Origin of the sequence: Micromonospora sp. NPDC018662 (genome assembly GCF_044391475.1) — a bacterium.
Taxonomy (GTDB): Bacteria; Actinomycetota; Actinomycetes; order Mycobacteriales; family Micromonosporaceae; genus Micromonospora.
The window spans coordinates 224,174-247,763 of the sequence record NZ_JBISAC010000009.1 but is presented as its reverse complement, the minus strand read 5'-3'; the positions used below and the strand labels follow the sequence as shown (position 1 = coordinate 247,763).

The window sequence follows — 23,590 nt, the reverse complement described above, 5'->3', positions numbered from 1 at the left end:
AGTGCAGGGACGGCTTTCCGACCGGGTGGCGGTGGTGACCGGCGCGGGCAGCGGCATCGGGCTGGCCACCGTGCGGCGCTTCGCCGCCGAGGGGGCGCGGGTGGTCTGCGTGGACATCGACGCCGACGCCGGCACCCGGGCCGCCGAGGAGGTCGACGGCGAGTTCGTCGCCGCCGACGTGGCCGACGAGACGGCGGTGCGCGACCTGTTCGACGGCGTGGTGGCCCGCCACGGCCGGGTCGACGTCGCCTTCAACAACGCCGGCATCTCGCCGCCGGACGACGACTCGATCCTGGAGACCGGGCTGGACGCCTGGGAACGGGTGCTGCGGGTCAACACCACCAGCGTCTACCTGTGCTGCAAGCACGTCATCCCGCACATGCGCCGGCAGGGCAAGGGCTCGATCATCAACACCGCCTCGTTCGTGGCGCTGATGGGCGCGGCCACGTCGCAGATCGCGTACACGGCCAGCAAGGGCGGGGTGCTGGCGATGACCCGGGAGCTGGGCGTGCAGTTCGCCCGCGAGGGCATCCGGGTCAACGCGCTCTGCCCCGGCCCGGTCGCCACGCCGCTGCTGCGGGAGCTGTTCGCCAAGGACCCGGAGCGGGCCGCCCGGCGGCTGGTGCACGTGCCGATGGGCCGGTTCGGCGACCCGACCGAGATCGCCGCCGCGGTGGCGTTCCTGGCCAGCGACGACGCCTCGTTCATGACCGCCGCGCAGTTCGTGGTCGACGGCGGCATCACCGGCGCGTACGTCACTCCACTGTGAGTCGGCGGCCGGTGGTCGGCGTCACCGCGTACGTCGAGCCGGCCGGCTGGGCGGTGTGGCGGGACGTGCCGGCGACGCTGGTGCCGCACGCGTACGTCCGGTCGATCACCGCGGCCGGCGGCCGGGCCGTGGTGCTGCCGCCGGACGACATCGACGCCGACGTGCTGGGGCTGCTGGACGGGCTGCTGTTGGCCGGCGGCGCGGACGTCGGCCCGGAACGGTACGGCCAGCCACCCGACCCGCGCACCGAGAGCCGGCCGGAGCGGGACGCCGGTGAGCTGGCGCTGCTGACCGCCGCGCTCGCGGCCTCGGCGTGCAGTGGCACCCCGAGAACGAGCCCGACCCGCGCCCGGTCACCGCGCTGGTCCGGGCCGCGGTGTCGGCCAGATCACAGTCGACCGACGTGCGGGCCCGCCCGGGTCGCCCCCGCCCGCCGGTTACGACAGGATGAGGCGGAGGTAACCAGCGTCCTACGGTCCGCATGCGTTACGTTGCTCGTCCGTCGGGGTAGTAGGCGGGGACGGTCGGTGCAGCAGCGCCGGCCGTCGCGGACATGGCCGGAGCGGGAGGCTGCATGGGCTCGGCCCAGGGGGGCGGGGACGTCGGTTGTTCGTCCCCGGCGGCCGGCGACCCGTCACTGCCTCCGCTGCTGACCGCCGCGTTCGCCGCCGGCGGTGAGATGGGCGAGCGGCTGCGCGGCTTCGACTGGTCCGCCACCCCGCTCGGCACGCCGGCCGGCTGGCCCGCCGCGCTCTGCCACGCGGTGAGCACCATGCTCGCCTCCCGCGCCCAGATGGTGGTGTTCTGGGGCGCGGAGCACCTGGCCTTCTACAACGACGCCTACCGGCCCACCATCGGCGACAAGCATCCGGCCGTGATCGGGCAGTCCGCCCGGCTGCACTGGGCGGAGACCTGGGACGTGCTCGGCCCGCTGCTGGACGGGGTGCGGGGCACCGGCGTGCCCTACCGGGGCGAGGACCACCCCTTCGTGATCAACCGGCACGGTTTCCTGGAGGACGTCTACTTCGACGTCTCGTACGACCCGATCCGCGACGCCGACGGCACCGTCAACGGCATCTTCTGCTTCGTCAACGAGACCACCGGTCGGGTGCTCGGCGAGCGCCGGCTGCGGGCGCTGGCCGAGCTGGGCAACGAGCTGGGCGACGTGCCGAGCACGCTGGAGCTGGGCCGGGCCGTGGCCCGGGTGCTCGACGCCCATCGCGCCGACGTGCCGTTCAGCGCGCTGTGGCTGCACGACGACGACGGCAGCGCCGCGCTGGCCGGCTGCACCGGCGTGGACCCGGGCGCGGTCGCCGGCTGGTCCGGCCTGCCCACCGGCGAGCCGCTGACCGCGCCGCGCTGGGTCGCCACCGCCGACCTGCCGGGCACGGTGCCGCCGGACGCCGCCGACCAGGCGCTGCTGCTGCCGCTGACCGCCACCAACGAGCCGGCCGGCGCGCTGCTGCTCGGCGTGTCCCGCCGGCTGCCGTTCGGTGACGACTACCGCGACTTCGTCGACCTGGTCGCCGCGCAGGTCTCCCGTGCCGTCGGCAAGCAGCGGGCGTACGAGCAGGAGCGCGCCCGCGCCGCCGAGCTGGCCGCGCTCGACCGCGCCAAGACCAACTTCTTCGCCAACGTCAGCCACGAGTTCCGCACCCCGCTGACCCTGGTCCTCGGGCCGCTGGAGGACATGCTCGCCGACCGGGAGCTGCCCGACCGCTACCTCGACCGGCTGACCGTCATGCACCGCAACGGGCTGCGCCTGCTCAAGCTGGTCAACACCGTGCTCGACTTCTCCCGGCTGGAGTCCGGTCGGCTGGCCGCCCGCTACCAGCCCACCGACCTGTCCGACTACACCTCCCGGCTGGCCAGCACGTTCCGCTCGGCCATCGAACGGGCCGGGCTGCGCCTGGTGGTCGACTGCCCGCCGCTGCCGGCGCCGGTCTACGTCGACCGGGACATGTGGGAGAAGATCGTCCTCAACCTGGTGTCGAACGCGGTGAAGTTCACCTTCGAGGGCGAGATCCTGGTCCGGGTGCGTGCCGGCGACGGCGCCGCCGTGCTGGAGGTGACCGACACCGGCGTCGGCATCGCGCCGCAGGAACTGCCGCAGGTCTTCGAACGGTTCCACCGGGTGGCCGGCGCGCGCTCGCGCACGTACGAGGGCACCGGCATCGGGCTGGCGCTGGTCCGCGAGCTGGTCGAGATGCACGGCGGCACGGTCACCGCGCGCAGCGTCGTCGACCGGGGCACCACGTTCACCGTCGCGGTGCCGTTCGGCTACGCGCACCTGCCCGCCGACCGGGTGTCCGCGCTCTCCCCGGTGCCGCTGAGCGAGCCGGAACAGGCCCGGCTCTACGTCGCCGAGACGGCGCTCTGGACCGACGAGGTGGCCCGGCCGGTCGGGCTGCCCGAGCCGTCCGGCACGTCGGGTGGCGCCGGCCGCGTCCTGCTCGCCGACGACAACCCCGACCTGCGCGAGCACGTCAGCCGGTTGCTGTCCCCGGCATACGAGGTGGTGGCCGTGCCGGACGGCGTGGAGGCGTTGCGGCTGGCCCTGGACAGCCCGTTCGACCTGGTGCTGACCGACGTGATGATGCCCCGGCTGGACGGCTTCGGGCTGGTCGCCGCGCTGCGCGCCAACCCGGTCACCCGGGGGGTGCCGATCGTGCTGCTCTCCGCCCGGGCCGGCGCCGCGGAGGAGGTCGCCGGTCTGTCGGCCGGCGCGGACGACTACCTCACCAAGCCCTTCTCCAGCCAGGAGCTGGTCGCCCGGGTCCGGGCCAACGTCGAGCTGGGCCAGCTCCGCGGGCAGATCATCCGCCGGTTGCGGGCGCTCGCCGACGCCGCGGTGGCGATCAACACCGCCCGCTCCACCGCCGAGGTGGTGCGGGTGGCCGCGCAACACGCGATCGGCCTGGCCGAGGCGGGCCGGGTGCTGGTGGTCGCCACCGGGGTCCGCCACGAGGAGGACACCGGCGGGGACCTGCCGGCCGAACCGTCCGCGGTGCTGCCGCTCACCGGCACCACCGGCGAGCAGCTCGGCGAGCTGCGGGTGTGGCGTCGCGAGGGCGGCGGCACCGAGCAGGCGGCGTTGACCGAGCTGGCCCGGCTGGTCGGCGTACGGCTGGAGAACGCCCAGCTCTACGAGGCCGAGCACCGGATCGCCACCACGCTCCAGCACAGCCTGCTGCCGCGTACGCTGCCGCAGCTGCCCGGCGCGCTGGTGGCCACCCGCTACCTGCCGGGCAGCGCCGACGTGGAGGTCGGTGGTGACTGGTACGACGTGATGGGCACCCCCGACGACGGGCTGGTGCTGGTCATCGGCGACGTGGTCGGCAAGGGCGTGCAGGCCGCCGCCGCGATGGGCCAGCTCCGCAACGCGTTGCGGGCGTACGTGCTGGAGGGCTACGACCCGGGCGAGGCGCTGACCCGGCTCAACCGACTGGTGCACTCCACCGGCAGCGGCTCCTTCGCCACCGTGGTCTGCCTCAACTTCTGCCCGCGCACCGGCCGCCTCCGGTACGCCAGCGCGGGTCACCCCTCGCCCCTGCTGATCCGAGGAGACGACGTGGCGTTCCTGCACGATCGGGCCCTCGGACCACCGGTCGGGGCGATCCCCGGCACCACCTACCCGACCGTCGAGGGCGAACTTGCCCCCGGCGGCCGGCTGCTGCTCTACACCGACGGTCTGATCGAGGACCGGGAGGAGGGCATCGACGCCGGGCTCCGCCAGCTCCGGGCCGACGCGGCGGCGCGCGGCGAGCACGTCGCCGACCTGGTGGACGCCGTCGTGGAGCGGGTCGCCGGGCGGCCCCGGCACGACGACGTGGCGGTGCTGGCGCTGGAGGCGGTCGAGCGGAACCGCTTCGCGCTGCGGCTGCCGGCGGACCCGACCCGGCTCAGCGTGCTGCGCAAGCGCCTGGAGGACTTCCTCGTCGCCCACCGGGTCGGCGAGACCGACCTGTTCGACCTGACGGTGGCGATCTCGGAGGCCGCGGCGAACGCGATCGAGCACCCGGTCGACCCGGTCGAGGAGTCCATCGAGGTCGAGGTCACCATCGCGGACCGCACGGTGACCGCGATCGTCCGGGACAGCGGCCGGTGGCGCGAGTCCAGCGGGTCGAGTTTCCGTGGTCGCGGGCTGGCGCTGATCAGGGCGTTGGGGGAGATGAGCGTGACCCGCAGCGGGGACGGCACCGAGCTGACGCTGCGACGCCGGCTGGCCGACTAGGCCGGCCGTGGGCTCAGGCGTCGGCCAGCCACTCCTGCTCACCCAGGCCGGAGATCTCCAGCACCCGCCGGACCTGCCGGGACGGCAGCACGGTGAGCGCGGCCGGGTACCGCTGGGACAGCCGGACCACCGCGTGGATGGCGGCCGAGTCGAAGAAGGTGACCGCCCGCAGGTCGAGCGTGAGCCGCCGGGCGGGCTCGCGCAGCGCGGTCTGGAACATGGTGTCGGCGGTCGCCATGTCGACCTCGCCGGTCACCTGGACGCGAAGCCGGTCGCCGTCACCCTCCGCCGTCACGGAGAAGACGGGCGGCGCGCCCCCTTGATCCACGCAGCAACAATGGCACAGCGTTTGCGGCACGGCAACAACCTCCCTGGCGGGGCCGTGGCGGGGTCGCCGTCGAGGGCGGCGATAGGCTGAGGGCATGACCGTCCGTGCGCCGCTGACCCCAGGCACGCTCTCCCCGTGGCGGGCGGTCCCCGCCCACATTCCGCGTCCGGAGTACGTGGGCAAGAAGCGCCCCCAGGAGTGGCGTGGGTCGCACGTGCAGACACCGGAGACCATCGAGAAGATGCGCGTGGCCGGCCGGCTCGCGGCCCGGGCCACCCAGCTCGCCGGTGAGCACTGCAAGCCGGGGGTGACCACCGACGAGATCGACAGGGTGGTGCACGAGTTCCTCTGCGACCACGGCGCCTACCCGTCGACGCTGGGCTACCGGGGCTTCCCGAAGTCCTGCTGCACCAGCCTCAACGAGGTGATCTGCCACGGCATCCCCGACTCCACCGTGCTCCAGGACGGCGACATCATCAACGTCGACGTCACGGCGTACCTGAACGGGGTGCACGGCGACACCGACGCCACGTTCTGCGTGGGTGAGGTGAGCGAGGAGGCCCGGCTGCTGGTCGAGCGGACCCACACGGCCATGATGCGGGGCATCAAGGCGGTGGCGCCGGGCCGGCAGATCAACGTCATCGGCCGGGTGATCGAGTCGTACGCCAAGCGGTTCGGCTACGGCGTGGTCCGCGACTTCACCGGCCACGGCATCGGCGAGGCGTTCCACAGCGGCCTCTACGTGCCGCACTACGACAGCCCGCGCCCCACCGACCTGATGGAACCCGGCATGACGTTCACCATCGAGCCGATGATCACCATCGGCACCCACCAGTACGACGTGTGGGACGACGGCTGGACGGCCGTCACGAAGGACCGCACGTGGACCGCGCAGTTCGAGCACACCATCGTCGTGACCGACGACGGCTACGAGATCCTGACCCTGCCGTGACCGAGACCCCGGCGGCGCTGCGCGAGGCGCACCACGCGGACGTGTCCGGCGGCTGGCTGCGGCCGGCCGTCTTCGGCGCGATGGACGGGCTGGTCACCAACATCGCGTTGATCGCCGGCGTCGGCGGTGGCGGGGTGTCCCCGCGCAGTGTCGTGCTGACCGGCGCCGCCGGCCTGGTGGCCGGCGCCATCTCGATGGGCCTGGGCGAATACACCAGCGTCCGCTCCGCCAACGAGCAGGTCGCCGCCGAGGTGGCCAAGGAACGGCGCGAGCTGGAGCGGCACCCGGAGGCGGAGGCGCGTGAGCTGGCCGACGCCTGGGTCGCCCGCGGGCTGCCCCGCGACCTGGCCACCCAGGTCGCCGAGGCGGTCCGGCGCAACCCGGAGGAGGCGCTGCGCGTGCACGTCCGGGAGGAGTTGGGCGTCGACCCGGACGACCAGCCCAGCCCCTGGGCGGCGGCGATCTCGTCGTTCGTCTGCTTCTCGATCGGCGCCCTGGTGCCGCTGCTGTCGTACCTGCTCGGCTTCACCAGCCTCTGGCTGGCGCTCGCCGTCGGCGGGGTGGGGCTGTTCGTCGCCGGCGCGATCGTGGCCCGGTTCACCTACCGTTCGTGGTGGACCAGCGGCCTGCGGCAGTTGCTGCTCGGCGCGCTGGCCGCCGGCGCCACCTACCTGATCGGCGCCCTGATCGGCGTAGGCGGCGGCCTCACCTGAGTCCCCCACCCACCCCACCCCACCCCACCCCCGCGCGCTGATTCACGGAAAGTGTGGGTATCGGGCGCGAGATGACCACGCTTTCCGTGAATCAGCGCGGATCTTGGGGTGGGGCGGGGGCGGGGACCAGGCGGAACACCTTGATCTCGCGTCCCCCGGCCCGCTCGACGTACGTGCGGTAGGCCGGCCACTCCTGGACCAGGCGGTCGAACAACCGGTCCCGGTCGGCGCCGCTGACCTGCTCGGCGCGCACCGGGATCCGCCGGCCCCTGACGTCGATCTCGGCGGACGGCTGGGCCAGCAGGTTGAACGTCCACGACGGTTGGTGCTGCTGCCCCCAGTTCGAGCCGATCACCACGTAGGCGTCGCCGTCGGGAACGTAGAGCAGGGGGTTGCTGCGGGGCTTGCCGGAGCGGCGGCCGGTGGACGTGAGCACCAGCGTGGGCACCAGCCCGAAGGCGACCACCCGCCCCTTCGTCAGCCGGCCGACCAGCCGGTCGGCGGGGACGAACAGGCGCATGGTGGTGGCGAACCACCGCTGGTGACCGAGGTGGCGGGCGAGGGATCCCAGGGCGGACACCCGCCCAGTGTGCCGCGCCCACCGGCCGCCGTCACCCCCTGAGACCCCGACCACCCGGGCCGGTCAGTCGAGGCGACGTTCGACGGGCAGGCGGGAGCGGGTGAGCAGGGCCGCGCCGAGCATCGCCACCACCGGCACCACGACCAGCACGGCCATGGTGAGACCGGGCACGGTCATCGGGTACGGCGGCTGCACCGGCCAGGACTGCGCGTACCGCTGGTTGAGCGCGGCCAGGACGACGGCGGCCGAGCCGAGCCCGGCCAGGATGCCCAGCGTGGAGCCGAGCACCGCGATCACGCCGGCCTGGCAGAGCGACAGCATCCGGCGTACCCGGGGGTCGGCGCCGACCGCCGCGAGCGTGGACAGGTCCCGGCGGCCCTCCGCGGCGGCCAGGCCGGTGGCGACCGCGGCGGCGCCCAGCGTGATCACCCCGGAGGCGGCGGCCAGCAGGAGCAGCAGGGAACGCTGGTCGGACGGCGGGTCGGCGGTCGACATCTGCACGGACAGCGGGGCCACCGCGGACACCTCGTCGGTCAGCCGCTCGCGCTGCCCGTCGGTGGGCGGGCCGGTGGTGTCCACCAGGTAGCCCAGCGGCGCGGCCGCCAGACCGAGCGTCCGCGCGGCGGCGGAGGAGAGGACCAGCCGGTCCACCGGGAGTCCACCGCGCAGCACGTGGCCGGGCAGCAGGCGCACGGCGGTCGCCGCGCCGGAGCTGTGGGTGACTTCGATCCGGACCTGCCCGTCGACCACCTGCCGGGGGTCGGTGACGACCACGCCGCCCGCGGCGAGCGTCCGGCGCGCGGCGGTCACCTCGTCGGCCGGGGCGCCGGTGAGCGCCGCCAGCGCGTCGCCGTCGTCCACGGTGGCCGGCAGGAAGATGTCGTTCGGTTCCCGGAACGGCCGGTAGCAGCGCGGATCGTCCCGGGCCGAGGCCGGACCCGACTCGAACGACCCGTACGGGCAGCGCTCCTGCGGCGGGCGCACCGCCGCCGCGGCACAGTAGTCGTCCGGGTCGGCCGGGCGGGCGCACTCCGGCACGGCGAGGGCCGCCACCGTGGCGTCCGGCAGCACCGCCCGAACCCGGTCGGCGATGGTCCCGACCGCCGGCGGGGGGTCGGCCGTCGACGAATCGGTGGGCTGGAGCAGCACGTGCCCCGGTGGCAGGCCGGGCTGCCACTGCGCCCGCTCCCGGGCGCCGTCGCTGGCCACGTAGACGCCGAGCGCGACGCTGCCGGCGACCGCCGCCATCACGGCCGAGATGGCCGGCGCCGCCGACGACCGGTTGCGGCTGGCGTCGCGCAACGCGAGCCGGGGGGTCAGCGGCAGCAGCCGGCCGGCCCGGGCGAGCAGCCCGACCAGCGTCGGCGTGCAGAAGACCAGCCCCAGCTCGCCGAGGGTGACACCGGCCAGCACCCCGGTCGCCGAGGTCTGGCTGGCGGCGAACGCGGCCAGCGCGGTGCCGACGACCGTGAGCAGCGCGCCGAGCAGCAGCCAGCGGCCGGGTGGCCGGGGCGCCTCGCGCCGGCCGGCCAGGCCGGACACCACGTCCTGCCGGGCCGCGGTCCAGGCCGGCGCGAGCGCCGCGAGCACCCCGGCCAGCACCGCGACCGCGGCGATCGCGGCGAGCGCGCTGGGAAAGACGCGGTACGCGCCGAAGCGCTCGTGGAGCAGGTACTGCTCGACCAGCGGCCGGCCGGCGAACGCGGTCCCCACGCCGAGCAGCAGCCCGAGCGCGGCCCCGCCGGCGCCGAGCACCACCCCGTCGGCGAGCACGATCCGGCGCAGGTGGGCGGCGTCCCCGCCGGCCACCGCGACCAGCGCGAGGTCCCGCCGCCGGCGGCGTACGCCGACCGCGAACGCCGGCCCGACCAGCAGCACCACCTCCAGCAGCCCCAGCCCGCCGACCAGCACCGAGACGCCGGCCTCCTCGGCGTCCGGCAGCGGCATGCCGCCGCCCAGCTCCTGCCGGCCGGGCAGCGGGTCCCGGGCGGACACCTGGATGCCGCGTGCGTTCAACCGGTCGGCCAGCGCCGCATCCATCGACCCGGGCAGGTCCACCAGCCAGCTCTCGTCGGTGGCCGACCCCTCCGAAGCGACGCCGGACAGCGTCACCGTCTCGCGCAGGTTCTCCGGGAACTCGACCACCCCGACGATCCGGTACACCGTCCCGTCGGTGGTGCGTACCGGCGCCCCGATCCGGGTGTGCAGCCGGCGCAGCGCGGCCGGGCTGACCGCGATCTCGTCCGGGCGGACCGGCACCCGTCCCTCGCGCAGCCGGGCCAGCGGCCGGGCGAGCGGGTCGGTCAGGTCGAGGGCGCGCGCCTCGAACGTCTCCGTCTTCCGACCGATCCGGGTCTCGAACGGCATCCACCGCCGGACCCGGGTGACCCGGCTGCCGGCGGGCAGGAGCGCCCGCAGCTCGTCGGCGGCGACCGGGCGGGTCCGGGGCGTCGGGTCACCCTGGACCGGCCAGGAGTTGTCGCCCCACGCGTCCTGCGTGACCGGGGCCAGGTTCTGCCAGCGCAGCTCGGCGTCGGCCGCGCCGAGCCGGCGGTCGAGCCGCTCCGACCGGGTCAGGTCGGACATGTCGTAGCTCACCGCGGCGAAGCTGAGCCCCAGCACCGGCAGCGCGATCATCACCAGCACCAGCAGGGTGCGGCGGCGGGACCGGCGGGCCTCCCGGCGGGCGATCCGCAGCGCGGTGCGCCACGACCCCCGGGCCGCGGCGAGCCGGCCGGAGCTCACCGGCCGCTGCCGCTGAGCAGGTGCTCGATGCCGACCAGCGGCGCGGTCGAGTCGACCAGCACCCCGTCCCGCAGGAAGACCACCCGGTCCGCCCAGCCGGCGTGCCGGGCCTCGTGGGTGACCAGCACCCCGGCGGCGCCGTCGTCCACCCGGCGGCGCAGCAGGTGCAGCACCGCCTCGCCGGCCTGCGAGTCCAGCGCGCCGGTCGGCTCGTCGGCGAGGACCAGCCGGCGTTCGCCGACCAGGGCCCGGGCGATCGCCACCCGCTGCTGCTGGCCGCCGGACATCTGGTCGGGGAAGCGGTCGGCCTGGCCGACGATGTCCACCTCGCGCAGCGCGGCCAACGCGAGCCGGCGGGCCGCCCGCACCCCGGCGCCGTCCAGCTCCAGGGGCAGCGCCACGTTCTCCACCGCGGTCAGGCTGCCCAGCAGGTTGAGGTCCTGGAAGACGTAGCCGATCCGGCGGCGGCGCAGGCGGGCCAGCTCGCGGGCCGGCAGGCCGCCGAGCGCCTCGCCCTCGACCAGCACCTCGCCGCCGGTGGGCCGGTCCAGTCCGCCGGCCAGGGCGAGCAGCGTGGACTTGCCGGACCCGGAGGGGCCCATCACGGCGACCAGCTCGCCCGCCGCCACGGTGAGACTGACGCCGCGCAGCGCGTGCACGGCGGCCTCGCCGGCACCGTGCGTCCGGCGTACGTCGCGTAGTTCGAGCACTCCGCTCATCTCCGCGGCCTTCCGTCTCGTGTCACCGCCGGGCCTCGTCACCGGCCCGGTCCACCGCCTCGGGGTGGGCGACCGGCCGGCTCGACGCCGGGCGGTGGCGGACCAGGCTGGTCTCGCAGTGGTCGAGCCACCGCACCTCGGCCTCGGCCTGGAAGATCATCGCGTCCAGCACCAGCCGCCAGGGCAGATCCTCCGGCTTGTCGCTGGCGTACTTCAACCGGGTGAACTCCTGCAACGCGCGCATGGTGGCGCTGCGCTGGGTCTGCACCACCGCCCGGACGTCCACGCCCGGGGTGGTCAGCGCCAGCGCCAACTTGATCGACAGTTCGTCCCGGGGGCGGTCGGCCCGGCTGATCGGGGTGGCGAACCAGAGCGCCAGGTCGGCCCGCCCGGCGTCGGTGATCTCGTACGGCCGCTGCCCGCTCTCGTTCTCCGGCAGCGGGCGGACCAGGCCGTCGCGTTCCAGCCGGGCCAGCGTGGTGTAGACCTGCCCGATGTTGAGCGGCCACGTCGAGCCGGTCGACTCCTCGAACGACGCACGCAACTGGTAGCCGTACATCTGGCCACGTTCGAGGAGGGCGAGCAGACCGTGGCGGATGGACATGGCCTGGAGTATGCATACCTGGTATGCGCGCCGCAACCGGGGCGCTCCGCCGGGTGACCGGCGTCGCGCTCAGGCCGGCCGGCCCGGGAACGGCACGGTGATCGGGCTCACTCCGGCCGTCCGCCGCCAACGGGTGGCGCGCAGCGCGCAGTCGGTGAGCGCGGCGAGCGCCGCGTTCCGGTCCGCGCCGGTGGTGTGCGGCAGCGCGGCCCGCCAGTGGCCGGCGGTCCGCTCCTCGATCTCCACGGCCAGCCGCAGCGCGGTCGTCCGGTCGGTCACCGGATAGGGCAGCGCGTAGCCGGCCCGGTCCGCCGGCACCTGCCCGGCACCCTCGGCGAGCTGGAGCAGCAGCGCGTCCCGACGGGAGCGGTGGGCCGCCTCGGCCGCGCGGGCGGCCGAGCGGGCCGCGTCGGTGAGGTGCACGCCGATCACCCCGTACGCCCAGATCGCCGCGTACTCGGCGGCGAGCGCGTCGCCGAGCGCCTGGGCCGGGCCGTTGGTCGGACTCATGCTGTGCCGGCTGGGCATGCGCTCGCGGCCCTCGCTGCGCTCGGTGCGTTCGCTCATGCTGTGCCGGCTGGGCATGCGCTCACGGCCCTCGCTGCGCTCGGTGCGTTCGCTCATGCTGTGCCGGCTGGGCATGCGCTCACGGCCCTCGCTGCGCTCGGTGCGTTCACTCATGCCAGCGCCTCCACGTGGGTGGCCCGGGCCGCGGCGATCGAGCCGAGCAGCGCCGCCCGCTCGGCGGGCGCGGTCGCGCCGGCCTTGGCGGCGTTCGCCTGGCCCTGCTGCTCGGCGCGGCGCAGCTCGGCGAGCACGGCGTCCGGACTGCCGGCCGGCGTCCCGGTCGAGCCGGTCGAGCCGGTCGGCGTGCCGGAGGGCGCCGGCCGGCCGATCACCCGGCGCAACTCGTCGGCGTGCGCCCGGTGCGCGTCGGCGATCGGGGTGAGCCGCGCGGCCAGCGCGGGCGTGGCGGAGGCGGCGGCCCGGTGCCGTGCCTCCAGCGCGAGCGCCTCGGCCGCCAGCGGCTCCAGCGCGTCCGGTGGCGGAGGCTCGCGGTCGCGGTCGAAAAGATCACAACCAGTCAGCGGCGTGGCCGCGCCGCCGAGCGCCACGAGCGCGCCGGCACGCAGCAGTCGACGCCGGGAATGCCCCGCTCCGCCCCGGTCGGATGGTGTTCTGCCGGTCCCCACCGGACAAGTCAACACCATCCCCGCCACCCTGTGGGGCAGGGTCGTCGGTGCGCCGCCCGGCCCGCCGCCCGGCCCAGGCGTTACGCTCTGCGCAGCCACCGGGCGCGAACGCCCCGGTGGCGTGCCGGCATGGCGGGTCGACCGCCCACGCCGGCTGAGGAGGAACACGGCCCCGACGGGCCGTGGCAACAGCAGAGAGGTGCGCGGAATGACGCAGCGTGGCCGTGCCACCCGGTCGTCCGGGCCCGCCGGTCGGCCCCGCCGAGCCGACGGCCCCCGCAGCGCGGAGCGGAGCGGCGCACCCCGCGGCGATCTCGCCGCCCGCCGGGCCCGGCTGCGCGAGGTGATCGAGCCGGTGGTCACCGCCGCCGGCTACGACCTGGAGGACCTCTCCGTCTCCCGGGCCGGTCGTCGGCACGTGGTCCGCGTGATGGTGGACGCCGACGGCGGGATCAACCTGGACGCCGTCGCGGACGTCTCCCGGGCCGTCTCGGCCGCGCTGGACGCCGCCGAGGAGGCCACCGGCGACATCGTCGCCGGCGAGTACCAGCTCGAGGTCAGCTCGCCCGGCGTGGACCGCCCGCTCACCCTGCCCCGGCACTGGCGGCGCAACGTCGGCCGGCTGGTCAAGGTCACCGTCCGCGGTGCGGCCGGCGACCGGCAGCTCACCGGCCGGGTCACGGCCGCCGACGACGAGCGCGTGACGCTGGAGAACGACACCGGCTCCGCCGCCCATCCGTACGCCGAGCTCGGGCCCGGCCGCGTCCAGGTGGAGTTCGCCCGCCTGGACGACCTGGCCGACGACGACCTCGACGACGACACCGACATCGACATCGACGACGACGAAGATCTGGAGGACGAGGAGAGGTGAACATCGACCTCGCGGCGCTGCGCGCCCTGGAGCGCGAGCGGGAGATCCCGTTCGACACGATCCTCGCGGCGATCGAGACCGCGCTGTTGACCGCGTACCGGCACACGGACGGCGCCGAGCCGCACGCCCGGGTGGAGATCGACCGCAAGAGCGGGGCCGCCTCGGTCTACGCCCAGGAGCTGGACGACGACGGCACGGTCACCCGGGAGTGGGACGACACCCCGCACGACTTCGGCCGGATCGCCGCCATGACCGCCAAGCAGGTGATCCTCCAGCGGCTGCGGGAGGCCACCGACGAGGTGCACTTCGGGGAGTACGCGGGTCGCGACGGCGACCTCGTCACCGGCGTGGTGCAGGCGCACGAGGCCCGCAAGGAGAAGGGCATCATCAGCGTCGACCTGGGCAAGCTGGAGGGCGTGCTGCCGCAGTCCGAGCAGGTCCCGGGCGAGGACCCGCAGCACGGCGAGCGGATCCGCTGCATCGTGGTGCACGTGGCCAAGGGCATGCGCGGGCCGCAGATCACGCTGTCCCGGTCGCACCCGGCGCTGGTGAAGAAGCTGTTCGCGCTGGAGGTTCCGGAGATCGCCGACGGCACGGTGGAGATCGGCGCGATCGCCCGTGAGGCAGGTCACCGCACGAAGATCGCCGTACGCTCCACCACGCCCGGTGTCAACGCCAAGGGCGCCTGCATCGGTCCGATGGGGCAGCGGGTCCGCGCGGTGATGAGCGAGCTGCACGGCGAGAAGATCGACATCATCGACTGGTCGGACGACCCGGCCACCTTCGTCGGCAACGCGCTCTCGCCGGCCAAGGCCCTGCGGGTCGAGGTGGTCGACCTGGCCAGCCGCACCGCCCGGGTCACCGTGCCGGATTTCCAGCTCTCGCTCGCGATCGGCCGGGAGGGGCAGAACGCCCGCCTCGCGGCCCGGTTGACCGGTTGGCGCATCGACATCCGCTCCGACGCGGAGTCCTCCGGCGCTCCCGGCCGGAGCGGAGCCGAGCGCGTACGGGAGCCGGGCGGCGCGATCTCGAGCAGCTAGGGGTAGACTTTCTCAGTGGCACGACGCGAGCTGCCGGAGCGCACCTGTGTGGGCTGCCGGAAACGAGCGCCGGCCAGCGAGTTGTTGCGGGTCGTCGCGGTCGGTGACGAGGCTGGTCAGACCAGTCTCCGGCCCGATCCGGCCCGCAGACTGCCGGGTCGGGGAGCGAACATGCACCCCAATCCGGCCTGCTTCGCGCAGGCGGTGCGGCGCCGCGCCTTCGGGCGGGCACTGCGCGTCGCCGGGGTCCCCGACCACGGCGCGCTTGCCGAGCACGTCGACGCGCAACCCCCGACGAGCGGTCAAACCCGACCGGTCGCGGGTCGCTAGCAAGGTAGGACGACCGACATGAGCACACGATGAAGTCGCAGAAATGACCAGGCTTCAAGTGCACGAGTGAGGTTGTTGCGGGTGCTGCCCGCACGACCTCGGAGTGAGGAGTGCAGTGGCAGGAAAGGCCCGCGTACACGAGCTTGCCAAGGAGCTCGGGGTCGAAAGCAAGACCGTTCTCGCCAAGCTCAAGGAGATGGGCGAGTTCGTGAAGTCCGCCTCCAGCACCGTCGAGGCGCCTGTCGCCCGACGGTTGCGGAACGCGTTCGTGGCGTCCGCCGGTTCACCGGCGCCCGCCGCCCCGCCGGCGGCCGCTTCCAGCGGCCCGGCACCGACCCCCACGCCCACCCCGACCCCGGGTGCCCCCCGGGTCTCGGCCCGTCCGATGCCGCCCCGGCGGCCGGCCGCGCCGACCCCTGGACCGAAGCCCAAGGGCCCGGTCCCCGGCCCGCCGCAGCCGGCGACCCCGGTCGCCAAGCCGGCGAGCGCGCACGACATCGAAGTGGCGGCCGCGGAGGCCCGCGCCGCCGCGCTGAAGGCTGAGCAGGAGGCCGCGGTCAAGGCCGCCCAGGCCGCCCGCCAGCAGCAGCGTGAGACCGTTCGCCGGGAGCCCCCGGCCGAGGGCGGTCCCCGTCCCGGCCCGCGTCCCGGCCCGAACGCCATGCCGCCGCGTCCGGGCTCCCCGGCCGCGCGTCCCAGCGGTCCGAGCCAGGGTCAGGGCCCGGGTGCCCGGCCGGGCGGTCGTCCGCCGGCGCGGGGCGCGGGTAACAACCCGTTCGGCATCCAGGGCGGCCAGCAGCGGCCGCCGGCCGCCGGTGCGGGCGGTCCCCGTCCCAGCCCGGCCGGTATGCCGCCGCGGCCCAGCCCGGCGTCCATGCCGCCGCGGCCCAGCCCGGCGTCCATGCCGAGCCAGCGTCCGACCACGGGTCGCCCCGGCGGCCCCGGTGGCGGTCGTGGCGGTCCCGGTGGCGGCGCTGGTCGTCCCGGCGGCGGTGGCGGTGGCTACCGCGGCGGTCCCGGTGGCGGTGCCGGCGGTGGTGGTGGCTACCGAGGTGGTCCCGGTGGCGGTGCCGGCGGTGGCGGTGGCTACCGCGGCGGTCCCGGTGGTGGCGCCGGTGGCGGTGGCGGTGCTCCCGGCGGCGGTTTCCGTCCGGGTGGCGGCGGTGGCCGTCCCGGTGGCGGCGGTCGTGGCCGTGGTGGCGGCGCGGCGGGTGCCTTCGGGCGTCCCGGCGGGCGGCCGACCCGCGGTCGCAAGTCCAAGAAGCAGCGCAGACAGGAGTTCGACAACCTGTCGGCCCCGACCATGTCCTCGGGTGCTCCCCGCGGTCAGGGTCAGGTCGTCCGGCTGTCCCGTGGCGCCTCGCTGTCGGACTTCGCCGACAAGATCAACGCCAACCCGGGTTCGCTGGTCCAGGAGATGTTCAACCTGGGCGAGATGGTGACCGCGACCCAGTCGTGCTCCGACGAGACCCTGCTGCTGCTGGGTGAGCACCTCGGCTTCGACGTGCAGATCGTCAGCCCGGAGGACGAGGACCGCGAGCTGCTCGCGCAGTTCAACATCGACCTCGACGCCGAGGTCGCGGCGGACCGCCTGGTCAGCCGTGCGCCGGTGGTGACCGTCATGGGTCACGTCGACCACGGTAAGACCAAGCTGCTCGACGCGATCCGCAAGGCGAACGTCGTGGCCGGCGAGGCGGGTGGCATCACCCAGCACATCGGCGCCTACCAGGTCCACGTCCCGCACGAGGGCGAGGACCGCGCGGTGACCTTCATCGACACCCCGGGTCACGAGGCGTTCACCGCCATGCGTGCCCGTGGTGCCCAGGTGACGGACATCGTGATCCTGGTGGTGGCGGCCGACGACGGCGTGATGCCGCAGACCATCGAGGCGCTCAACCACGCCAAGGCGGCGGACGTGCCGATCGTGGTCGCGGTCAACAAGGTCGACAAGCCGGAGGCGAACCCGGACAAGGTCCGCCAGCAGCTGACCGAGTACGGCCTGGTCGCCGAGGAGTACGGCGGCGACACCATGTTCGTCAACGTGGCCGCCAAGCCCGGCATCGGCATCGAGGAACTGCTCGAGGCCGTCCTGCTGACCGCCGACGCGTCGCTGGAGCTCACCGCTCCGATCGACGGGCCGGCGCAGGGTGTCGCCATCGAGGCGCACCTGGACAAGGGCCGGGGCGCGGTGGCGACCGTGCTGGTGCAGAAGGGCACGCTGCGGGCGGGTGACTCCATCGTCGCCGGTGGGGCGCACGGCCGGGTCCGGGCCATGCTGGACGAGAACGGCAAGCCGGTCGACACGGCCGGGCCGGCGCGTCCGGTCATGGTGCTGGGTCTGACCACGGTGCCGGGTGCGGGTGACACCTTCCTGGCCGCCGAGGACGACCGCACCGTGCGGCAGATCGCCGAGCAGCGGCAGGCACGGCGGCGGGCGGCGTCGTTCGCCAACTCCCGTGGCCGGGCCACCCTCGAGACGCTCATGGAGCAGCTCAAGGAGGGCGAGAAGACCTCGCTCAACCTGGTGCTCAAGGGCGACGTCTCCGGTTCCGTGGAGGCGCTCGAGGACGCGCTGTTCAACCTCGACATCCCGGAGGAGGTCCAGCTTCGGATCATCCACCGGGGCGTGGGCGCGATCACCGAGAGCGACGTCATGCTCGCGAGCGCCTCGTCCGAGGCGGTCACGATCATCGGCTTCAACGTGCGGGCTGCCAACAAGGTCCGCGAGATCGCCGACCGCGAGGGCGTGGAGATCCGGTACTACACGGTCATCTACCAGGCCATCGAGGAGATCGACGCCGCGCTCAAGGGGCTGCTCAAGCCGGAGTACGAGGAGGTCGAGCTGGGCACCGCGGAGATCCGCGACGTCTTCCGCTCGTCCAAGATCGGCAACATCTCCGGCTGTATCGTCCGGTCCGGCCTCATCCGCCGCAACGCCAAGGCGCGGCTGCTGCGGGACGGGTCGGTCGTGGCGGACAACCTCACGATCAGCTCGCTGAAGCGGTTCAAGGACGACGCGACCGAGGTCCGCGAAGGCTTCGAGTGTGGTCTGACGCTGGGCGGTTACAACAACGTCCAGGTCGGCGACATCATCGAGACCTTCGAGATGCGGGAGAAGCCGCGCGCCTGAGCGATGTGCACGACCGGTCGACGGCCGGGGCCCTCGGGCCCCGGCCGTCGCCGTTTCCGCAGGCTGCGACAATCTGCGGCGTGATCGGGTACGCACTGCTCCTCGCCCCCTCCGCCAACCGCGTCTACGCCGACGCGGCGGCCCGGCTGGCCCGGGCCGAACTGGCCGTGTTCGCCGGGTCGGGCGTGCTCGACACGCCGCCGACCGACGCCGAGGTCACCCGCATCGGCGGGGTGGAGTACCTGACCTTCGACGTCCCCGCACCCGGCCTCGGCGCCCGGGACCTGGCCCTCCTGGCGAACCTGTCGGCGGCGTACGCGCTCTTCGAGCGGGTCGGCGACGACCTGCTCCGGCCGGTGCCGCTGCACCCGCTGGCCCACTACGACTCCGACCTGATCACCATCCCCAAGTACGCCGGCAAGACCAACGAGCAGTTCACCCGGCTGCTGCTCAACGTCACGCTGCTCGCCTCCGCCGCCGCGCCCCGGATGCTCGACGGCGGGCTCGTGGTGCTGGATCCGCTCTGCGGCCGGGGCACCACGCTCAACCAGGCGCTCATGTACGGCCACGACGGCATCGGTGTCGAACGCGACAGTCAGGACGTGGAGGCGTACGCGGCGTTCCTGCGTACCTGGCTGCGCCGCAAGCGGCTCAAGCACACCGCGGAGACCACGTCGGTGCGCCGGGACCGCAAGCTGGTGGCCCGCCGGTTCGAGGCGGTGCTCTCGCCGTCGCGGGACGCGCACCGGGCCGGCGTGACCCAGCGGGTCGTCGTGCTGAACACCGACACCACCCGGGCCCGCGAGGTGCTCCGCGCCCGCTGCGGGGACGTGATCGTGACCGACGCGCCGTACGGGGTGGCGCACGGCAGCCGCACCGGGCAGGGCCTGTCCCGCAGCCCGCTGGAACTGCTCACCGCCGCCGTACCGGGGTGGCGGGAACTGCTGCGGCCGGGCGGCGCGCTCGGGCTGTCCTGGAACACCCATGTGGCGCCGCGCGCGGCGGCCGAGGCGGTGCTGACCGAGGCCGGCCTGCGGGTGGTCGACGGGCCCGGCTGGCGGGACCTGGCCCACCGGGTCGACCAGGCCATCGAGCGGGACGTGCTGGTGGCGGTCGCCCCATAACCGGGTGACCAGCGGTGGTCACGCCTTATCCGGGTGACCGGCGGCGTCCCGGCGCGTACCGTTGCTCGCCGTGTATACCGGAACCGCACTGTTCGACCTGTTGCTGCCGGGTGACTCCCGGTCCCTGAAGGCCAAGCGGTCCTACGTCCGGCCGATCGTCGCCGCGCTGCGCAAGTTCGAGGTCTCGGTCGCCGAGGTCGGCGCGCTCGACCTGCACGGCCGGGCCGAGATCGGGGTGGCCGTGGTGGCCGCCGAGCCGGCCCACGTCCGCGAGGTGCTCGACTCCTGCGAGCGGATGGTCGCCGCCCGACCGGAGACCGAACTGCTGTCGGTGCGCCGCCGCCTGCACGGCGCGGACGACTGACCCGGCCGGCGCGGCGTACGGCAGCCGGGCCGTGCCGCGCGTCGCCCGACGGGGCGCGGGTAATGTTCTTCGACGTTGGGCGGTCGGACCCGGCGGCGCCCGGCGCCGTCCGTCTCCGGCCGGCGGGTCCCGGTCGTGACGCGATCCGGGGCCGTAGGTGGCAGTGATCAGGAGGTGGGGGACATGTCGGATCCGGCCAAGGTACGCCGGCACGCGGAGCGGGTTCGCGAACTGGTCGCGTCGGTGGTGCGGAGCCAGATCAAGGATCCCCGGCTCGGCATGATCACGATCACCGACGCCCGGATCACCGCCGACCTGCGGGACGCCACCGTCTTCTACACCGTGCTCGGTGACGCGGCGGCCCAGGCGAGCACGGCCGCCGCGCTGGAGAGCGCCAAGGGCATGCTGCGCAGCACCGTCGGCAAGGCGCTCGGCCTGCGGCACTCGCCGACGCTGACCTTCGTGCTCGACGACGTGCAGAACCAGGTCAAGCACATCGACGACCTGCTCACCGCCGCCCGGTCCGCCGACGCCGAGGTGCAGCGGCTGGCCGCCAGGGCCGCGTACGCGGGCGACGCCCAGCCGTACCGGGTCGACGACGAGGACGACGAGGACGCCGCGGGCGAGTCCCCGGCGGACGACGAGTCGCGCGGCGGCGACCACCGGTGACCGAGGCCGCCGGGAACGGCGGGCCGGCCGCCGCCGTGAGTGGCGGGCCGGCCGCCGTCGGCCCCACCGCCGCCGACTGGGCGGCTGCCGTCGCGGCGGTGCGGGGCCTCCACGCGGACGCGCGGGTGCTGCTGATCTGCCACGTCAACCCGGACGGGGACGCGCTCGGCAGCATGCTCGGTTTCGCGCTCGGCCTGCGCCGGCTCGGGGTGCGCCACCTCCAGGCGACCTTCCCCGGTCCGCCCGGCGTGCCGGAGCCGTTCCGCTGGCTGCCCGGCGTCGAGCTGCTGGTGCCGCAGGACGACGCTTACCCGGAACCGGACCTGGTGATCTGCTTCGACGCGGCGAGTGAGTCCCGGCTCGGCGACCTGGCCGACCGGCTGGGCCGGGGCACGTCGCTGGTGCTGGACCATCACGCCTCGAACACCGGCTTCGGCGACGTCAACCTGGTGGACCCGCACGCGGCGGCCACCTCCGTGGTGGCGCTGGGGCTGCTGGACCGGCTCGGCGTCCCGCTGGACGCGGCCACGGCGACCGGGCTCTACGTCGCGCTGACCACCGACACCGGTTCGTTCCGCTTCGAGGCGACCACCCCGGCCGTGCACGAGATGGCAGCGCGCCTGCTGGCCACCGGCATCCGCCCCGGGGACGTCTCCCGGCGGGTCTTCGACACCCGCCCGTTCGGGGCCGTCCGCCTCTTCGGCGAGGTGCTCGGCCGGGCCACGCTGGAACCCGCCGCCGCCGACGGTCACGGCCTGGTCTGGACGTACGCGACCCGCGACGACCTGACCCGCCACGACCAGCCGGCGTACGTGCTGGAGGCGCTGATCGACTCGGTGCGCTGCACCGCCGAGGCGGATGTGAGCTGTGTGGTCAAGCAGTCCGGTGACGCCGAGTGGGCGGTCTCGATGCGCAGCAAGGGCGCGGTGGACGTGAGCCGGGTGGCGGTGGGCCTCGGTGGCGGCGGGCACCGGTTCGCGGCCGGTTTCACCGGTCGTGGCCCGCTCGACGACGTGATCGGCCGCATCCGTGCCGCACTCACCGGCGCGGTGCTGACCGCCCCACCCGCCTGACGGGACGCCTTCTCGTCCCTGCCCGTTCGACGCCAACTCGCGGAGGTGGCGGAGCCCCTGTCGGCCGAGGCGGCCAGTTCCCCGCCCCTGACTTCCGTCCGGCCCCGCTCGGCGCCCCGGGAACGTGTCGAGTGTCCGGACAGCCCCAGACACCCAAGGTGTTCCCTCCAGCGTGGCCCGGGCGGATCGGCGACGGCGCTGTGACACCCATAGCATTCCACTCGCGGGGTGGGTGGGCGGTGGGTGGAACGTCATGGGTGTCTGGACGGCGCTGAGACACCCATGGCGTTCCACTCGCGGGGTTGGTGGGTGGTGGGTGGAACGGTGTGGGTGTCTGGACGGCGCTGAGACACCCATGGCGTTCCACTCGCGGTGGTGGTGGGCGGTGGGTGGAACGGTATGGGTGTCTATGGCGTTTTCGGGCACCGGTGGTGTGCGGCTTGGTGCGTCAGGTGGGTGGTTTGTCCGGGTGGGGGGTGGTGGGCGGCACTCTGGCGGTGGAATGGGTCGGGGGGTCGCGGCGTTGTATCCCGGTGCACGGCCGAGGAAGGCGAGCGCCCCCGCGCGCCGATCCCGCCCCGGGAATGATGGTGGGGCCCCGGTCGTTGCAGAGTCTTCCGGCGCCGCGTCGAGGCCCCGCGCTTCCGCGAGCCGGCCGGATCCCCCCGAGAGCGCCTGACGGTGCCCGCACCCATCCCCGGGTGTGTTGACCCCCGAATGGAGCCCCCCTCATGAACACGATCCTGCGTAAGAGCATCCTGGGTGTTGCTGGTCTGGCCTTCGCCGGTGGTGTGTTCGCCGGTCCGATCGCCGGGCACGTCGACGCCGCGCACGCCGCCACGGCTGGCAAGCCGGTAGCGGTCGCGAGCGTGCAGGGCGAGCAGTCGACCATCAGCCTGAACGACGAGCAGACCGCGAACGCCAAGGCGATCATCGCGGCGACGAAGAAGGCCGGCCTGCCCGAGCGGGCGGCGGTCATCTCGATCGCCACGAGCCTGCAGGAGTCGAAGTTGGAGAACCTGGGTCACCTCGGCGACAAGAACGACCACGACTCGCTGGGTCTGTTCCAGCAGCGCCCGTCCAGTGGGTGGGGCACGCCGGAGCAGATCACCGACCCGGAGTACTCGACCCTCGCCTTCCTGAAGGGTCTGAAGCAGGTCGACGGCTGGCAGGACATGCCGCTGACCAAGGCCGCCCAGACCGTGCAGGTGTCGGCCTACCCGGACGCGTACGCGCAGTGGGAGAAGCAGGCCACCGACCTCGTCAACCAGCACTGGAACAGCTAAGAAGCGTGAAGGCCGGCACCCCGAACCCGGGGTGCCGGCCTTCGGCGTGTCCGGGGCAAACACGAGGCGTGCCGGTCTTCCCGCGCTACGTCACGCTGGGGACAATCGGGTGATGGATCATCCCCGTGAGCTCACCGTCGAGGCGACCCGGGTCTGGGACCGGCCGGTCGTCTCCGTACCGGTGCTGATCTGCCTCTCCCTGGTCGGTGGTCAACTACCGTCGTTCTCGGCGGCGGCGAACCTCTACATCCTCGGTACCGGCGGGGGGCTGATCTGGGTCGGCCTGAGCAACCGGGTGCCCCGGCGCCCGGCGCCGCGCCGGTTGCCGTCGGCCGCGCTGTGGTGGCTGCTGCCGGTCACCGTCTTCGGGGTCTTCGAGGGTGCGACGTTCGTGCTGTCCGTGGGCGACGACTTTCCCACCTTCTCCCGGCTGGCCGATCCGCTGCTCGAGGACCACCTGGCCCGCTCGGCGGCGTGGTTCGCCTGGCTGGCCGCGTTCTGGGGGCTGGTCCGCCGATGATGCGCGCGCTGGCCATCGGCGGCTTCCTGACCGCCCTGCTGCTGTTCGCGGTGGTCGAGTGGGCCGCCCGCCGGGAGGGTTCCCGGGTCCCGTCCCTGGCCGACGTCTGCGCCTTCGTCATGCGGTACGAGGTCGGTCCGGTTCCGGTGGGCCGGATCGGTCTGTTCGGCTTCTGGTGGTGGCTGGGTTGGCACTTTCTCGCCCGCTGAGACACCGCCGGAAACGGGGTTGCCCTGTCCGCATCGCGGGAACAGTGGGCAGTATCTGGAAAGTGAACGTTAATTTGGGTGAGGGACCGGCGCTTCGCGGCGCTGGTCACGGGCGGTGGTGCCGCACCCGGCGCTGC

General features: G+C 74.2%; 22 protein-coding genes and 1 pseudogene. 16 read left to right on the top strand and 7 right to left on the bottom strand.

The features are described from left to right. Position 1 precedes the first annotated feature (1 nt). The 3 genes from ACH495_RS24530 to ACH495_RS24520 are packed head-to-tail and all read left to right on the top strand — an operon-like array spanning position 2 to position 5,003. Positions 2-769, top strand: coding sequence for a 3-oxoacyl-ACP reductase (locus tag ACH495_RS24530; RefSeq protein WP_396860036.1), 768 nt, complete (start codon positions 2-4; stop codon positions 767-769). Further along, a complete protein-coding gene (locus ACH495_RS24525) occupies positions 766-1,422 on the top strand; it encodes a gamma-glutamyl-gamma-aminobutyrate hydrolase family protein (protein ID WP_396860035.1) in 657 nt (218 codons plus the stop codon). Before ACH495_RS24530 ends, ACH495_RS24525 begins: the two co-directional genes overlap by 4 nt. Further along, positions 1,344-5,003: a SpoIIE family protein phosphatase gene (locus ACH495_RS24520; protein WP_396860034.1), complete on the top strand. Its 3,660-nt coding sequence runs from the start codon at positions 1,344-1,346 to the stop codon at positions 5,001-5,003. Before ACH495_RS24525 ends, ACH495_RS24520 begins: the two co-directional genes overlap by 79 nt. Positions 5,004-5,016: 13 nt before the next feature. Here ACH495_RS24520 and ACH495_RS24515 read toward each other — a convergent pair whose 3' ends face one another. After that, the gene (locus ACH495_RS24515) at positions 5,017-5,331 is read right to left on the bottom strand and encodes an STAS domain-containing protein (protein ID WP_396860033.1); all 315 of its coding nucleotides are present in this window, start codon (positions 5,329-5,331) and stop codon (positions 5,017-5,019) included. 94 nt (positions 5,332-5,425) lie between these two features. Between ACH495_RS24515 and map the strand changes: the two genes are divergently transcribed. Further along, positions 5,426-6,283, top strand: a complete 858-nt coding sequence (gene map / locus ACH495_RS24510) for a type I methionyl aminopeptidase (protein ID WP_396860032.1) — start codon at positions 5,426-5,428, stop codon at positions 6,281-6,283. After that, positions 6,280-6,996 carry a VIT1/CCC1 transporter family protein gene (locus ACH495_RS24505; RefSeq protein WP_396860031.1) on the top strand — a complete coding sequence of 239 codons (717 nt, stop codon included), beginning with the start codon at positions 6,280-6,282 and terminating at the stop codon, positions 6,994-6,996. Before map ends, ACH495_RS24505 begins: the two co-directional genes overlap by 4 nt. Positions 6,997-7,087: 91 nt before the next feature. Here the strand turns inward: ACH495_RS24505 and ACH495_RS24500 are convergent, their stop codons facing one another. The 6 genes from ACH495_RS24500 to ACH495_RS24475 all read right to left on the bottom strand — a co-directional run bounded on the left by ACH495_RS24500 (position 7,088) and on the right by ACH495_RS24475 (position 12,780). Next, complete coding sequence (locus tag ACH495_RS24500) at positions 7,088-7,576, bottom strand: nitroreductase family deazaflavin-dependent oxidoreductase (protein WP_396860030.1); 489 nt, start codon at positions 7,574-7,576, stop codon at positions 7,088-7,090. A gap of 63 nt (positions 7,577-7,639) precedes the next feature. Continuing rightward, the gene (locus tag ACH495_RS24495) at positions 7,640-10,321 is read right to left on the bottom strand and encodes an FtsX-like permease family protein (protein ID WP_396860029.1); all 2,682 of its coding nucleotides are present in this window, start codon (positions 10,319-10,321) and stop codon (positions 7,640-7,642) included. Beyond that, positions 10,318-11,040 (bottom strand): ABC transporter ATP-binding protein, encoded by a 723-nt coding sequence (locus ACH495_RS24490; protein WP_396860028.1) that lies wholly within the window; start codon positions 11,038-11,040, stop codon positions 10,318-10,320. The genes ACH495_RS24495 and ACH495_RS24490 overlap by 4 nt, the downstream gene beginning before the upstream one ends. 22 nt (positions 11,041-11,062) lie before the next feature. After that, on the bottom strand, positions 11,063-11,644 hold the full coding sequence (locus ACH495_RS24485; RefSeq protein WP_396860027.1) for a PadR family transcriptional regulator: 582 nt from the start codon (positions 11,642-11,644) through the stop codon (positions 11,063-11,065). A gap of 69 nt (positions 11,645-11,713) precedes the next feature. Further along, on the bottom strand, positions 11,714-12,154 hold the full coding sequence (locus tag ACH495_RS24480; RefSeq protein ID WP_396860067.1) for a ferritin-like domain-containing protein: 441 nt from the start codon (positions 12,152-12,154) through the stop codon (positions 11,714-11,716). A gap of 167 nt (positions 12,155-12,321) precedes the next feature. Further along, positions 12,322-12,780, bottom strand: a complete 459-nt coding sequence (locus ACH495_RS24475) for a hypothetical protein (RefSeq protein WP_396860066.1) — start codon at positions 12,778-12,780, stop codon at positions 12,322-12,324. A 265-nt stretch (positions 12,781-13,045) separates the two neighbouring features. Here ACH495_RS24475 and rimP point away from each other — a divergent pair, with 265 nt between their 5' ends. The 11 genes and pseudogenes from rimP to ACH495_RS24420 all read left to right on the top strand — a co-directional run bounded on the left by rimP (position 13,046) and on the right by ACH495_RS24420 (position 23,453). After that, the gene (gene rimP / locus ACH495_RS24470; protein WP_396860026.1) at positions 13,046-13,708 is read left to right on the top strand and encodes a ribosome maturation factor RimP; all 663 of its coding nucleotides are present in this window, start codon (positions 13,046-13,048) and stop codon (positions 13,706-13,708) included. Beyond that, entirely contained in the window at positions 13,705-14,748 is a 1,044-nt protein-coding gene (gene nusA / locus ACH495_RS24465) for a transcription termination factor NusA (protein WP_396860025.1), read from the top strand. The genes rimP and nusA overlap by 4 nt, the downstream gene beginning before the upstream one ends. Positions 14,749-14,763: 15 nt before the next feature. After that, positions 14,764-15,100: pseudogene (locus tag ACH495_RS24460) on the top strand (YlxR family protein). Between the two features lie 93 nt (positions 15,101-15,193). After that, complete coding sequence (gene infB, locus ACH495_RS24455) at positions 15,194-18,208, top strand: translation initiation factor IF-2 (RefSeq protein ID WP_396860024.1); 3,015 nt, start codon at positions 15,194-15,196, stop codon at positions 18,206-18,208. An 80-nt stretch (positions 18,209-18,288) separates the two neighbouring features. Further along, a complete protein-coding gene (locus ACH495_RS24450; RefSeq protein WP_396860023.1) occupies positions 18,289-19,332 on the top strand; it encodes a TRM11 family SAM-dependent methyltransferase in 1,044 nt (347 codons plus the stop codon). A 70-nt stretch (positions 19,333-19,402) separates the two neighbouring features. Next, positions 19,403-19,696: a DUF503 domain-containing protein gene (locus ACH495_RS24445; RefSeq protein WP_107156020.1), complete on the top strand. Its 294-nt coding sequence runs from the start codon at positions 19,403-19,405 to the stop codon at positions 19,694-19,696. 183 nt (positions 19,697-19,879) lie between these two features. Further along, complete coding sequence (gene rbfA / locus ACH495_RS24440; RefSeq protein ID WP_396860022.1) at positions 19,880-20,365, top strand: 30S ribosome-binding factor RbfA; 486 nt, start codon at positions 19,880-19,882, stop codon at positions 20,363-20,365. A 35-nt stretch (positions 20,366-20,400) separates the two neighbouring features. Continuing rightward, on the top strand, positions 20,401-21,438 hold the full coding sequence (locus tag ACH495_RS24435; protein ID WP_396860065.1) for a bifunctional oligoribonuclease/PAP phosphatase NrnA: 1,038 nt from the start codon (positions 20,401-20,403) through the stop codon (positions 21,436-21,438). Between the two features lie 731 nt (positions 21,439-22,169). Further along, positions 22,170-22,724 carry a hypothetical protein gene (locus ACH495_RS24430; RefSeq protein WP_396860021.1) on the top strand — a complete coding sequence of 185 codons (555 nt, stop codon included), beginning with the start codon at positions 22,170-22,172 and terminating at the stop codon, positions 22,722-22,724. Positions 22,725-22,836: 112 nt separating this feature from the next. Beyond that, positions 22,837-23,244, top strand: a complete 408-nt coding sequence (locus tag ACH495_RS24425) for a hypothetical protein (RefSeq protein ID WP_396860020.1) — start codon at positions 22,837-22,839, stop codon at positions 23,242-23,244. Further along, positions 23,244-23,453, top strand: coding sequence for a DUF6186 family protein (locus tag ACH495_RS24420; RefSeq protein ID WP_199199594.1), 210 nt, complete (start codon positions 23,244-23,246; stop codon positions 23,451-23,453). Before ACH495_RS24425 ends, ACH495_RS24420 begins: the two co-directional genes overlap by 1 nt. The last annotated feature ends 137 nt before the right edge of the window (positions 23,454-23,590 follow it).

Excerpts from the sequence above, each read along its gene's own strand:
- map (WP_396860032.1), top strand. The coding sequence starts at position 5,426 with ATGACCGTCCGTGCGCCGCTGACCCCAGGCACGCTCTCCCCGTGGCGG.
- ACH495_RS24420 (WP_199199594.1), top strand. The coding sequence starts at position 23,244 with ATGCGCGCGCTGGCCATCGGCGGCTTCCTGACCGCCCTGCTGCTGTTC.
- ACH495_RS24485 (WP_396860027.1), bottom strand. The coding sequence starts at position 11,644 with ATGTCCATCCGCCACGGTCTGCTCGCCCTCCTCGAACGTGGCCAGATG.
- ACH495_RS24490 (WP_396860028.1), bottom strand. The coding sequence starts at position 11,040 with ATGAGCGGAGTGCTCGAACTACGCGACGTACGCCGGACGCACGGTGCC.
- ACH495_RS24520 (WP_396860034.1), top strand. The coding sequence starts at position 1,344 with ATGGGCTCGGCCCAGGGGGGCGGGGACGTCGGTTGTTCGTCCCCGGCG.
- rimP (WP_396860026.1), top strand. The coding sequence starts at position 13,046 with ATGACGCAGCGTGGCCGTGCCACCCGGTCGTCCGGGCCCGCCGGTCGG.
- ACH495_RS24480 (WP_396860067.1), bottom strand. The coding sequence starts at position 12,154 with ATGAGTCCGACCAACGGCCCGGCCCAGGCGCTCGGCGACGCGCTCGCC.
- rbfA (WP_396860022.1), top strand. The coding sequence starts at position 19,880 with ATGTCGGATCCGGCCAAGGTACGCCGGCACGCGGAGCGGGTTCGCGAA.
- ACH495_RS24430 (WP_396860021.1), top strand. The coding sequence starts at position 22,170 with ATGAACACGATCCTGCGTAAGAGCATCCTGGGTGTTGCTGGTCTGGCC.
- ACH495_RS24425 (WP_396860020.1), top strand. The coding sequence starts at position 22,837 with ATGGATCATCCCCGTGAGCTCACCGTCGAGGCGACCCGGGTCTGGGAC.